This window comes from Massilia rhizosphaerae, from assembly GCF_016093545.1.
Lineage (GTDB): Bacteria > Pseudomonadota > Gammaproteobacteria > Burkholderiales > Burkholderiaceae_D > Telluria > Telluria rhizosphaerae.
In genome coordinates this window covers 129,632-142,078 of the sequence record NZ_JADKYX010000004.1, presented here as the reverse complement: position 1 = coordinate 142,078, position 12,447 = coordinate 129,632, and the positions used below count along the sequence as shown (strand labels likewise).

Genomic DNA, 12,447 nt, shown 5'->3' with positions numbered 1-12,447 from the left:
CGTGAACGAAAAAAACGCCACCAACTGTCCGCCTCGGTTTTCGTATGTTCATACCTTGCACAGCAAAACCAACGGGAACACTTGGTTAGGGCATTTCTTCCAGACGGCACATTGGGACGGCACAGTCGCATTGCACGAACCCGACAAGCACGCCGATCTCCAATGGCGGCCAGTCGACGATCTGCCTCCCGAAACCATTCCCTACGTCCGACAAGCAATACTGGCCGGCACCGCCCAAAAGCCGTACTCGGAATACGGTTGGGATGAGTGAGCTGCCTGCGCCGCGTCATGGCGCACTGCCCGTATCAACAGATGAACCAGCGAAAAATTTTATTCATCGGCTACGGCTCGATCGCGCAAGCATTGACGCCCGTATTATTCGATCGGTATCCCGGCCTGAATCCGAATGACGTCAGCGCCATCAGTGCCGACGCGCGCGGCGCCGCGGTCGCGCGCGAGTACGGCATTGCCTTTACGTTATGGGCGCTCACACAAGCCAATCTCGAAGAGGTGCTCGGCGAACGGCTGGGCGCGGGCGATATCATGCTGAACCTCTCGGTCGAGGTGTCTAGCGTAGCCCTGATCGATTGGTGCCAGGCGCGCAATATCATGTATCTCGACACGTGCGTCGAGCCTTGGCCCGGCGGCTACGATGCGGATCAAAGACCGGTTCTGGAAACCACCAACTACTGGCTGCGCAACCATGCATTGCAGCGCAAAGATCAAGGACGGTCCACCTGCGTCATCGCCCACGGCGCGAACCCGGGCCTGGTGTCCCATTTCGTCAAACTCGCCCTGAAGCATCTGGCCGCTGCCCATTCGATACCGGCCGATCTGCCATGCGCCGCGCTGGCGAGTGCGCTCGGCATCAAGGTCATTCATGTCGCCGAGCGCGACACGCAGACCGACGAGCGGCCGCTGGCACCGGGCGAATTCGCCAACACATGGTCCGTCGATGGCCTGATGGCTGAAATCATGCAGCGTGCCGAGTTATCTTGGGGAACCCATGAAACGCGCGCGCCGCCCGGCGCTCGACGTCACGACCGCTCGGCGCGCTCGGGGATGATGCTCGGCGGCCCCGGCGCGAAAATGCACGTCTCGTCGTGGACGCCATCCGTGGGCGAACAGGAAGCGTATCTGATCACGCACCACGAAACGCTGTCCATCGGAGAGCTGTTGAGCGAATTCCATGCCGACGGCACGCTCGCCTATCGCCCGACCGTGTACTACGCCTACCGCCCGGCGCCAAAGACATGCGAGAGCGTGCAGCGGTGGATCCGGGACGGCTTGGCACGGCCGGCGCAAAAAACCGTCATGCGCGACGCGCTCGTCGATGGCGCCGACGAATTGGGGGCATTGCTGGTTTCGGAACAGGGCGCGTACTGGTTCGGGTCCGTATTGTCCCTGGCACAGGCGCGGCGCATCGCACCGTATAACAACGCGACGTCGATGCAGGTCGTCGGCGGCATCGTCGGCGCCCTCGAATGGATGGTGCGCCATCCTTCGGACGGCGTCGTGGAAGCCGAGGACATGGACAGCGATTGCGTGGTACAGGCCGCGCTGCCCTTCCTCGGCCGGGTGTTCGGGACGCATGCAGCCTGGCCCGCGAACGGCACGGGTACTTTACAAACAGTCGATTTTCTAAGGCAGGGATGAAACGCTCGAAACAAGTGCCGCTGATTCTGCTCGGCGCGCTCACATCGCTCACGGGTTGCAGCAAGCCCGACAATCTACCCGACAACGCGCTGCAAAACTCGTACGCCAATGCCGACGATTGCCGCAAGGACTGGGGCGACGGCGACCGCTGCAAACCGGCGCCGAATGCCCATGGCGGCGCCGCCTTTGTCGGTCCACGCTATTACTGGGACCGCGACGCCGGCCGTCCGATGATCATCGAAAACGGCACAGCGCGCGCGGTGACGAGCGGCGACGCCAGCCGCGGCGGACCGTCGCATGCGACGTCCGTCGATTCCGTGCCCGTGGCGCGCGGCGGTTTCGGCTCGACCGCGCATGGCGGCGGCGAGGGCGGACATGGCGAAGGCGCGCACGGCGGCGGTTTCGGCGGCGAATCCGGCGGAGGTTGACATGCAACGATTACTCATCGATCCCCGCCCCAACCACGCGGAAAAACTCGAATCGATCGGACTCTCGTTCCACGGCTGGGACGATTACTGGTGCGAGGAAGTTTGCTACCGTTTTTCGGCCGAGCAGATCGACCTGCTCGAAGCCCGTACCACCGAATTGCATGCGATGTGCCTCAACGCAGTGGATCACGTTATCCGGCACAGGCGCCTGGGTGAACTGGACATCCCCGCCACATATTGGCAAGCGATCGAGACGTCGTTTGCGCGGCGCGAATTCAGCCTGTACGGCCGCTTCGACCTGGCCTATGACGGCAAGAGCGAACCCAAGCTGCTCGAATATAACGCCGACACGCCGACGTCGCTGTTGGAGTCGGCGGTCGCGCAATGGTACTGGATGAAGGAAAAATTCCCGGCCCACGACCAGTTCAATTCGCTGCACGAGCGCCTTGTCGAACGCTGGAAGCAAGTGAACAGCAAGGACGGACGCATCCACTTTGCCTCGCTGGCCGGGAACGAGGAAGATTGGGTCTGCGTGCACTATTTGATGGATACCGCGCGGCAGGCGGGATTCGACGTCCGCCATATCGACGTCGAAAACCTGGGCTGGGACGCGAACACGGCCACGTTCGTGGACGAGGACAATGCGCCGATCGGCACGCTGTTCAAGCTGTATCCGTGGGAATGGATGATGCATGAAACATTCGGTCCGATGACGACCGCGTGCGGCACGCGCTTCATCGAGCCGATCTGGAAATCGGTCTTGTCCTGCAAGGCGATCCTTCCCATCCTGTGGGAACTCTATCCGGACCATCCTAACCTGTTGCCGGCGTTTTTCGAGCCGGGACAGTTGACGTCGTACGCGAAGAAACCGTTCTTCTCGCGCGAGGGTGCCAATATCGTGCTCGTCGCGGACGGAAACGTCGTTGCCGAAGACGACGGGCCGTATGGCCACGGGCGCTTCATTTACCAGCAACTGCACAGGCTCCCCGACTTCGACGGCAACTATCCCGTCATCGGCTCGTGGATCGTCGGGGAAGAACCCGCCGGCATCTGCCTGCGCGAAGATGCGTTGCTCGTCACGACCAATATGAGCCACTTCGTGCCCCATTATTTCGTGGCGCCCGGACACGCCGAAAGTCCGCCGGCCACGGTTTTGCGCTAGGACTATGAAAAGCATGCCGACATCGTTCTTCAAACTCGCCGTCGCCGGTTTGGCCGCCTGCGCCGCCGCGTCCGTCCCGGCCGCGCCCGAATATCCCACCACGCACACCTTCGGCGTCCCGTTTTCGAAGGACGAAGCGTGGTATCGCCAATGCATGCGCGTCGAACACGCCGTCGCACCCGCTGCGCCCGCCCCCGCGCCGGGCGCGACCTGCGACGCGTCCAGGCTGTATTACGAAAAGCGCAGCCAGGCGGTGACCTCGCCCGCCGAATGGCAGACGGTCAGGGCATGCGCGCTGGCGCGCGGGGACAATGCCGTCCTGATGATGTTGTATGCGAACGGTTTCGGCGTGCCGCGCGATCTGGACATCGCGATCCACTATGCCTGCAGCCTGGATTTCGCGGCGAAGGCGGAAATGGAAGCGCGCATCGCCCATTTGGCGGGCGGTCTGCCTGCCGGCGCCGTGTTCGACCAGTGCGACGACATCACGAGCGGCATGATGGGCAGTGTCTGCGCCGGCATCCGCCAGTCACAGGCCGGGCGCGTGCGCGCCGCGCGCCTCGACCGCGTGGCCCGCGCCATTCCCGCCTCCGCTCGGCCGGCATTCAAAACGCTGCGCGCCGCTGCCGACGCGTATGCCGGCGCCGCCACGGCCGAAGTCGACATGCAGGGCACGGCCGCACCGGCGCTCGCCATCGAGCATGAAGGGAAGCTCGACGAGCAGTTCATGCGCGCCGTCCTGGACGTCCTCGACGGCAAGGTGGCCGCGACGACGCCCACGGAAGCGAAACGGCTCGACGGCGAACTCAATGCGGTCTACCAGGACCTCATGAACGCGCCCGCCAAACAAAAGGATGAATCCGCCCGCATCGGCGCTTCCACCGTGGAGCGCGGCGACGTCCGCAAGGCCGAACGTCTGTGGCTGGCCTACCGCGACGCCTTCCTGGCCTTTCGCGGCACGCTGCCGTCGGGACCAAACCCGGACGCGATCGAAGCGCTGCTGCTACGCCAGCGCATCGCCGCGCTGAAGACAATCGCGCGGTATCGTTGACCCGCGCCGCCCCCGTCACAACGACACGCCGATCGTCAGCGTGACGACGTAGCCGTTGACCGGATCCCCGCTCACCGACGCCATCTGCAAGGTCGTGCCGTCGCTGAACACGTTGTCGGTCGCATAGCTCATCGACGCCAGGTTGCGCGAACTGGCGCTGTAGGCGGCCGTCGCGTAGGCTTCGTTCAGCGTCGCCATCGGGAAGGTGAACTGCGACGTCTTGACGCGGTTGGACGCGCTCGTGGCCTTGGCGAGGCTCGGGTAGACCTCGAAATGGACGTGCGGCATGCGGCCCGAGTAACAGCCCGGGAAGATCGTCGTGAACGTGACGGTGCCCGTGCTGTCGGCCTCCTGCACGCCGCGCAGGTAGTTCTCGTTCGTCAGGCCGCTCGCGTACATCGAATAATTGCCGTCGCGGTCGCAGTGCCACAGGTAGACGGCGGCGCCGGCCGCGCTGGCGCAGCTCGCGCCGACGTTGACGATCTGGAGTTTCAAGGTCGTCGGGATGCCCGCCGCCGTCGCGCTGCCGGGCGCCACGCTCGTGCGGATGTCGCTGCGCACGATGCCGGACAGGCCCAGCGCGTTCGCGATGCCGCTGCCGTTGCTGTTGGTGCCGTCGCCCGGGTACGGGCCGCCCGTCTCCTCGGGGATGACGGCGCAGGTGCCCGTCGTCGTCGTGGTCGTGGTGCCGGTGCTGCCGGTGGACGACGACACGGTCGACGCGGCCGTGTCCCCGCCCGAACCGCCCCCGCCGCAACTCGCGAGCGGCACGGCGGCCGCGGACGCGAGCAGCCAGCGCAGCGACTGGCGCCGGCTGGACTGGGTGGCGAGCATGCGCTCGAGGTCCTCGGCAAGGCTGTGATGTGAATGATCCATGAATCCCCCTGGGTTACGAAACGGAGTGCAGTCCGGCTTGTCGATATGGATGACGCAAGTGCCGGGCGCGCCGCGCATTGTCGGATGGGGGAACGTTAAGTGCCGTCAACGACTGTAAAGCCGCGTAAAGACGCGCGCCGTCCGCATTTCGCGCCGTCCGGCCGCATTTCGCGCCGCCGCCGCGTATTTCGTCGCATCGCGGCCCGCACGAGCGCGGGCGCCGGCAAGATGGCGCCAACTTAACTCACCGATGGAGCCGACCATGCTGATCCAGATCCTGTCCCACACCCCGCTCTACGTCTGGGCGATCCTTGCCTTCCTCGTCCAGCGCGGATTGACGGCCATGCGCGACCGCGACGTCGAAGTGCGCCGGCTCGTGCTGATCCCGGCCGTGATGCTGGTGCTGTCGCTGCAGGACATGAACGCGAAATTCGGCCTCGGCGGCTGGGCGCTGGCCGCGTGGGCAATCGGTGCGGCCGGCATGGCGCTGCTGGCCGGACTGGCCGGCGCCTCGCACATCGAGGCGGGCACGATGCCGGGCTGGGTGCGCGTGCGCGGCAGCGGCCAGCCGCTCGTCATGATGATGGCCGTGTTCTTCACGAAGTACGTGGCGTCCGTGACCTTGTCCGTCGCGCCGCAACTGCGCCACGATACGGTGTTCGCCTGCGCCGTGTGCGTCCTGTTCGGCGTCTTCAACGGCTGGTTCGTCGGCCGCCTGGTGCGCGACCTGGCGTCGTACCGCATGCTGCCGGCCGGCGCCGCGGCGGCCGCGTGAACGTCAGCTGTACCCGATCCCGCGCGCCATCATGGCCGCGAAGATCGGGATCAGCGCGAACACGTGGATTTCCAGCAGCATCGTGCGGCGCAGCGCATTCACTTCGTCCAGCGCCGGGACGAACGCGGCGTCCGCCTTCGCCAGCTTCTGCCAGGCGAGGATGCGCAGCGTGGGCCGGATCGAGATCAGGCCCACGGCGGCGAACGCACCGATCTTGGCCCAGAACACCGGGTTGTGCATATAAAAGTCGGGACCTTTCGCGCCGAACTGCACGCGCAGGAAGCCGACGACGAGGATCGCCAGCGCCATGATGCCGTACGCCGCGTCGAAGCGTCCCAGCAGGCGCACGGTCTGCGGCGACATCGCGGCAGGCCGCATCAGCGCCAGCTCGGCGGCCAGTGCGGATGCGATGCCGAACACGATCAGGTGGTGGACGATGGCGAGCACGAGGTCGGTCATGGCAAGGTCGCTGATAGTGATGGGATATCAACTGTAGCGGCAGGTCCGCGCCATGTCAAAGTAGGGTGGACGGGTTCCCCGTCCACGCGGTGATACGGGTCGGCTCCGATACCGTGCACGAACGCGGAGCCGCTAACGATCACCGCGTGGACGGCAAAGCCGTCCACCCTACCGCAACATCGACTCCCACACCTTCTGCAAGCGCTTGGACGACACCGGCATCGGCGTGCGCAGCTCCTGCGCGAACAGCGACACGCGCAGCTCCTCGAGCATCCAGCGGAACTCGATCATGCGCGGGTCGAGGTTCTTCAACGGCTGGTTCTTCACCGTGCGCTGGAACTGCGTCGCCGCCGTCTGCCACTCGGCCATCAACTGGGCGTCGCGCGCCGGGTTGGCGCGCAGTTTCTCCAGGCGCACGTTCATCGCCTTCAGGTAGCGCGGGAAGTGCGCCAGCTGGCTGTATTCCGTCTCGGCGATGAAGCGCTTGTGCACGAGCCCCTGCAACTGCGCCTGCATGTCGCTCGCGACGGCCGGCGGCAGGCCTTGCAGGCGCTTGGGCAGGCCGTGGAACTCCGCGAGGATCTGGCCGGCCAGGCGCGCCGTCTCGTTGATCAACAGGCCGATGCGGCCCTTGCCCTCGTCGCGCCGCTTGTTGAACGACGCGGCATCGATCGGCAACGGGTCCTGCAGGCACGCGATGTCGATGGCCTTGCTCACGATCTGCTCGCGCAGTTCGTCCGGCGTGCCCACCGACATGAACTGCATGCCCATCTGCTGCAGGCCCGGCACGTTCTTCTCGGCGAATTTCAGCTGCTCCTTGAACTGCAGCGCGAACAGGCGGCGCAGGCCGATGCGGTGCGTGCGCGCCGCCACGTTGGGGTCGTCGAACACTTCCAGGTCGCAGTGCGTGCCCTTGTCGACGAGTGCCGGGAAGCCGATCAACGTGATCTTGCCCTGGGTGATCTCCAGCAGCTCCGGCAGCTCGCCGAACGTCCAGCCGGTGATGTTCGTGTGGGCGGCCGGCGCGGCGGGTGCGGCCGGCGCGGGCGCGGCTTTGCCTTTGGCCGGCGCCGCCGATGGTGCCGGCGCCTGCGCGGCCAACGGCTTGGCGCCCGACTGGCCCGCGGCTGGCGTGGTCTCCGCCATGCGCTGGAAACTCTGGCGCGCCTGGCCGCCCAGCTCCGCCTGCAAGGTGGCGAGATTGCGGCCCATGTCGAGCTGGCGCCCATGCTCGTCCACGACCTTGAAGTTCATGAAGAGGTGCGCCGGCAGGGTCTCCAGCTTGAAATCGGTCGTCATCACGCGCACGCCCGTCTGCGCGTGGATGTCGGCGATCAGGGCGTCGATCAGGTCGCCGCGACCGAAGCGCACCGGGTCCTCGTTGCGCTCGAAGAAGCGCGCGGCGTACTCCGGCAGGGGCACGCAATGGCGGCGCAGCTTCTGCGGCAGGGACTTCAGCAGCAGCTGCACCTTCTCCTTCAGCATGCCCGGCACGAGCCAGTCCGCGCGCTCGCGCGGGATCTGGTTCAGCGCGAACAGCGGCACCGTCAACGTCACGCCGTCGCGCGGGCTGCCCGGCTCGAAGTGGTACGTGAGGCCCATCTCGATGCCGGTGACGTTCATCGTCTTCGGGAACAGCTCCGTCGTGACACCAGCCGCCTCGTGGCGCATCAGCTCTTCGCGGTTCAGGTACAGGAGCTTCGGATTGTCGCGCGCCGCGTCCTTGTACCATTTTTCAAAACCCGCGCCGTTCACGACGTCGCCCGGGATTTCCTTGTCGTAGAACGCGTAGATCAGCTGGTCGTCCACGAGCACGTCCAGGCGGCGCGACTTGTGCTCGAGGTTCTCGATTTCGCGGATCAGCTTGTGGTTGTGGGCGAAGAACGGCGAGCGGGTCTCGTAGTCGCCGCCCACCAGCGCGTCGCGGATGAAGATCTCGCGCGCTTCCGCCGGGTTGTGCAGGGCGTAGTTGATGCGGCGCTGGCTATACACCACGATGCCGTACAGGGTCGCGCGTTCGCTGGCCGTCACCTGCGCCGTGCGCTTTTCCCACCGCGGCTCGCCCCACGATTTCTTCAGCAGGTGGCCGCCGATCTTTTCGATCCATTCCGGCTGGATCTGCGCGATGCAGCGCGCGTACAGGCGCGTCGTCTCGACCAGCTCCGCCGCCATGATCCATTTGCCGGCCTTCTTGCCCAGGGTGGACCCGGGCCAGATGTGGAACTTGATGCCGCGCGCGCCCAGGTAGGCGCCGCCGCCTTGCGCTCCACCGGAAGCCGTTTCGCCTTCCTCTTCCATCTTGTACCCGATATTGCCCAGCAAACCAGTCAGCAGCGCCATGTGCAGCTGCTCGTACGTCGCGGGCGCGTCGTTCAGGCGCCAGCCCTGCTCCTTCACGATCGTGAGCAGTTGCGAATGCACGTCGCGCCACTCGCGCAGGCGGACCTGAGACAGGAAATTCTCGCGGCAGTTGTCCTGCAGCTGGCGGTTCGTTTTCTTGTGCTCGATGGCCTGCTCGAACCAGCGCCAGATCTTCAGGAAGCCCAGGAACTCGCTCTTCTCGTCCGCGAATTTCTTGTGCTTCTCGTCGGCCTGCTGCTGGTATTCCATCGGCCGGTCGCGCGGGTCCTGCACGGACAGCGCGGACGCGATGATCAGCATCTCGGTCAGGCAAACGTTATCGACGGCGGCCAGGATCATGCGGCCCACGCGCGGGTCGAGCGGCAGCTTGGCCAGCTTGCGGCCCATCGTCGTCAGCTCGTTGGCGTCGTCGACGGCGCCCAGTTCCTGCAGCAGCTGGTAACCGTCGGCGATGGCGCGGCCCTGCGGCGGCTCGACGAACGGGAAGGTCTCCACGTCCGCCAGGTGCAGGGACTTCATGCGCAGGATGACGGCCGCCAGCGACGAGCGCAGGATTTCCGGGTCCGTGAATTTCGGACGCTGCAGGAAATCGTTTTCCTCGTACAGGCGGATGCAGACACCGTCCGCGACGCGGCCGCACCGGCCCGCGCGCTGGTTGGCAGCGGCCTGCGAGATCGCCTCGATCTGCAGTTGCTCGACCTTGTTGCGGTAGCTGTAGCGTTTTACGCGCGCCAGGCCGGCATCGACGACGTAGCGGATGCCCGGCACCGTCAGCGACGTCTCGGCCACGTTCGTGGCCAGCACGATGCGGCGCGCGTTGGTCGTGCGGAACACGCGGTCCTGTTCTTCGACGGACAGGCGCGCGAACAGCGGCAGGATTTCCACGTGCGGCGGATGATGCTTGCGCAGCGCCTCGGCGCAGTCGCGGATCTCGCGCTCGCCGGGCAGGAACACGAGCACGTCGCCCTGCCCCAGGCGACACACCTCGTCGACGCCGTCGACGACGGCATCCATCAGGTCGCGCTTGTCGCGCGCCGCCTGCGCCTTCGAGACGGATTTACCGTCGGCGGCGGGCGCGAATTCCTGGTCGCGTTCGACGGGGCGGTAACGCACCTCGACCTTGTACAGACGGCCCGACACTTCGATGACGGGCGCCGGTGTCGTAGGCGTGCCGAAATGGCGCGCGAAGCGGTCGGCGTCGATCGTCGCCGACGTGATGATCACCTTCAGGTCCGGCCGGCGCGGCAGGATCTGCTTCAGGTAGCCGAGCAGGAAGTCGATGTTCAGGCTGCGCTCGTGCGCCTCGTCGATGATGATCGTGTCGTAGGCCTTGAGGAGCGGGTCGGTCTGCGTTTCGGCCAGCAGGATCCCGTCCGTCATCAGCTTGACCCAGGCGCCGGGCGACAGCGTGTCGTTGAAGCGGACCTTGTAGCCCACGTGCTCGCCCAGCGGCGAGCCCAGTTCGTGCGCGATGCGCTTCGCCGTCGACGACGCGGCGATGCGGCGCGGCTGCGTGTGGCCGATCATGCCCTTCTCGCCGCGTCCCAGTTCCAGGCAGATCTTCGGCAGCTGCGTCGTCTTGCCCGAGCCGGTTTCGCCGGACACGATCACGACCTGGTTCTCCATCAGCGTCCTGGCGATTTCGGCGCGCCGGCCCGAGACGGGCAGGTCTTCCGGGAAGGTGATCGGCGGGAGCGGATTGCGCACCGGCTCCTTGCGGGCCTCGTTGCGCGCGGGGCGGTCCGGACGCGGACGCGCGTCGCCTTCGCGCTGGCGCGGCGGGCGTTCCTGCGGGCCGGTATCCGCGCGCGGCGCGCGCACCTGGGCCTGCGCGAGCGCGTTCGCGAGCGCGCCCTCGCGCGCGGGCGGACGCGGTCCGCGGCGCGCGTCGTTGCGCGGTTGCGAGCGGCGGTCGGGGGAAGCGGCGCGCGCCGGGTTCGGCGCAGGCTTGTTACTCTGTTCAGACATTGATTTTTGCTAGGATTCAGTGCGCAAGTCGCGCAGCGAATTATAATGCGGCAAATGGAAAACCCTACCCAATTCGTCCAGTGGCTGCGCTCCGTCGCGCCGTATATTCACGCTTTCGGCGGCAAGACCTTCGTCGTCGCTTTCCCCGGTGAACTGGTCGCGGCCGGCGCCCTGCCCGTGCTCGCGCAGGACCTGTCGCTGCTGGTCGGCCTGGGCATCCGCGTCGTGCTCGTGCACGGGTCGCGGCCGCAGGTGGCCGAACAGCTCGCGCTGCGCAACGTCGCGGGCCGCTTCCACAACGGCGTGCGCGTCACGGACAGCGCCGCGATGGAATGCGCGAAGGAAGCCGCCGGCGAACTGCGCCTGGACATCGAGGGCGCGTTCAGCCAGGGTTTGCCCAACACGCCGATGTCGAATGCGAACATCAGCATCGTCTCCGGCAATTTCGTCACCGCGCGCCCGCTCGGCGTGATCGACGGCGTCGACCACGAGCTGACGGGCGTCACGCGCAAGGTCGCCGCCGACAAGATCCAGCCCATCCTGGAAACCGAGGACAACATCGTCCTGCTGTCGCCGCTGGGCTTCTCGCCGACCGGCGAAGTGTTCAACCTGACGATGGAAGACGTGGCGGTGTCCGCCGCGATCGCCCTGCACGCCGAAAAACTCATCTTCATCACCGAAACCCCGCTGATGAAGGACGCCGGCGGCGGCGACATCCGCGAACTGTCGTCGCACCAGGCCGAAGCCGTGCTGCAGGCGGGCTTCCTGCCGAACGACGCGTCGTTCTACCTGCAGCACGCGATCAAGGCCTGCAACAGCGGCGTGGACCGCGCCCACATCGTCCCGTTCTCGCTGGACGGCTCCGCGCTGCTGGAACTGTTCACCCACGACGGCGTGGGCACCATGATCACGCACGACAACCTGGAAAGCCTGCGCAAGGCCACCATCGAGGACGTCGGCGGGATCATCAAGCTCATCGAGCCGCTGGAAGCGGACGGCACGCTGGTCAAGCGCCCGCGCGAGCTGATCGAACGCGAAATCGAACAGTTTTCCGTGATCGAGCACGACGGCGTCATCTTCGGCTGCGCCGCGCTGTACCCGTTCCCGGAATCGAAGATGGCGGAGATGGCCTGCCTGACAGTGAGCCAGGACGCGCAGACCCAGGGCGACGGCGAACGCATCCTCAAGCACATGGAAAACCGCGCCCGCGCGGCCGGCATGACGAAGCTGTTCGTGCTGACCACGCGCACGTCGCACTGGTTCAAGAAGCGCGGCTTCGTGCCGGCGACCGTCGACGACCTGCCCAAGGACCGGGCGCATATGTACAACTGGCAACGCAGGTCGCAGATCTTGATCAAGCAGCTCTGACGGCCGGGGCGCGCCGATTTATAATCACGTTTTCCGATACCGAACCAGGAGCAAGAACATGGCCCGCACCGTCCATTGCATCAAACTGAACAAGGAAGCCGAAGGCCTGGCCTTCCCGCCGTACCCGGGCGAATTGGGCAAGCGCATCTATGAAAGCGTGTCGAAGGAAGCCTGGGAGGGCTGGCTCAAGCACCAGACCATGCTCATCAACGAAAACCGGCTGAACATGGCGGACGCGCGCGCCCGCAAATACCTGGCCACGCAGATGGAGCGTCATTTCTTCGGCGAAGGCGCGGACGAGGCCTCCGGTTACGTGCCGCCGACCGCCTGATCGGTAGGGTGG

Annotated in this window: 11 protein-coding genes; 8 read left to right on the top strand and 3 right to left on the bottom strand. The window is 66.0% G+C overall.

Annotated features, from left to right (window positions below):
- Window position 1 precedes the first annotated feature (1 nt).
- Genes ISF28_RS08425 through ISF28_RS08405 form a run of 5 tightly spaced genes read left to right on the top strand, consistent with a single transcriptional unit; the run spans window position 2 to window position 4,297 of the window.
- On the top strand, window positions 2-271 hold the full coding sequence (locus ISF28_RS08425; protein WP_198116717.1) for an NUDIX hydrolase: 270 nt from the start codon (window positions 2-4) through the stop codon (window positions 269-271).
- A gap of 41 nt (window positions 272-312) precedes the next feature.
- Window positions 313-1,656 carry a saccharopine dehydrogenase C-terminal domain-containing protein gene (locus ISF28_RS08420; protein WP_198116716.1) on the top strand — a complete coding sequence of 448 codons (1,344 nt, stop codon included), beginning with the start codon at window positions 313-315 and terminating at the stop codon, window positions 1,654-1,656.
- Window positions 1,653-2,084: a DUF1190 domain-containing protein gene (locus ISF28_RS08415; protein ID WP_198116715.1), complete on the top strand. Its 432-nt coding sequence runs from the start codon at window positions 1,653-1,655 to the stop codon at window positions 2,082-2,084. Before ISF28_RS08420 ends, ISF28_RS08415 begins: the two co-directional genes overlap by 4 nt.
- A gap of 1 nt (window position 2,085) precedes the next feature.
- A complete protein-coding gene (locus tag ISF28_RS08410) occupies window positions 2,086-3,246 on the top strand; it encodes a glutathionylspermidine synthase family protein (protein ID WP_198116714.1) in 1,161 nt (386 codons plus the stop codon).
- 13 nt (window positions 3,247-3,259) lie between these two features.
- Window positions 3,260-4,297, top strand: coding sequence for a lysozyme inhibitor LprI family protein (locus ISF28_RS08405; protein ID WP_198116713.1), 1,038 nt, complete (start codon window positions 3,260-3,262; stop codon window positions 4,295-4,297).
- Window positions 4,298-4,312: 15 nt separating this feature from the next.
- Here the strand turns inward: ISF28_RS08405 and ISF28_RS08400 are convergent, their stop codons facing one another.
- Entirely contained in the window at window positions 4,313-5,173 is an 861-nt protein-coding gene (locus tag ISF28_RS08400) for a dioxygenase family protein (RefSeq protein ID WP_198116712.1), read from the bottom strand.
- 262 nt (window positions 5,174-5,435) lie between these two features.
- Here ISF28_RS08400 and ISF28_RS08395 point away from each other — a divergent pair, with 262 nt between their 5' ends.
- Window positions 5,436-5,948 carry a DUF6622 family protein gene (locus tag ISF28_RS08395; RefSeq protein ID WP_198116711.1) on the top strand — a complete coding sequence of 171 codons (513 nt, stop codon included), beginning with the start codon at window positions 5,436-5,438 and terminating at the stop codon, window positions 5,946-5,948.
- A gap of 3 nt (window positions 5,949-5,951) precedes the next feature.
- Here ISF28_RS08395 and ISF28_RS08390 read toward each other — a convergent pair whose 3' ends face one another.
- Both ISF28_RS08390 and hrpA read right to left on the bottom strand, forming a co-directional pair.
- On the bottom strand, window positions 5,952-6,407 hold the full coding sequence (locus ISF28_RS08390) for a DUF2214 family protein (protein WP_198116710.1): 456 nt from the start codon (window positions 6,405-6,407) through the stop codon (window positions 5,952-5,954).
- Window positions 6,408-6,575: 168 nt separating this feature from the next.
- A complete protein-coding gene (gene hrpA / locus ISF28_RS08385) occupies window positions 6,576-10,736 on the bottom strand; it encodes an ATP-dependent RNA helicase HrpA (protein WP_229518953.1) in 4,161 nt (1,386 codons plus the stop codon).
- 54 nt (window positions 10,737-10,790) lie between these two features.
- On the opposite strand from hrpA, the gene argA reads away from it, so the two are divergent.
- Window positions 10,791-12,104 carry an amino-acid N-acetyltransferase gene (gene argA, locus ISF28_RS08380; protein WP_198116709.1) on the top strand — a complete coding sequence of 438 codons (1,314 nt, stop codon included), beginning with the start codon at window positions 10,791-10,793 and terminating at the stop codon, window positions 12,102-12,104.
- Window positions 12,105-12,162: 58 nt separating this feature from the next.
- Complete coding sequence (locus tag ISF28_RS08375; RefSeq protein ID WP_198116708.1) at window positions 12,163-12,435, top strand: oxidative damage protection protein; 273 nt, start codon at window positions 12,163-12,165, stop codon at window positions 12,433-12,435.
- The last annotated feature ends 12 nt before the right edge of the window (window positions 12,436-12,447 follow it).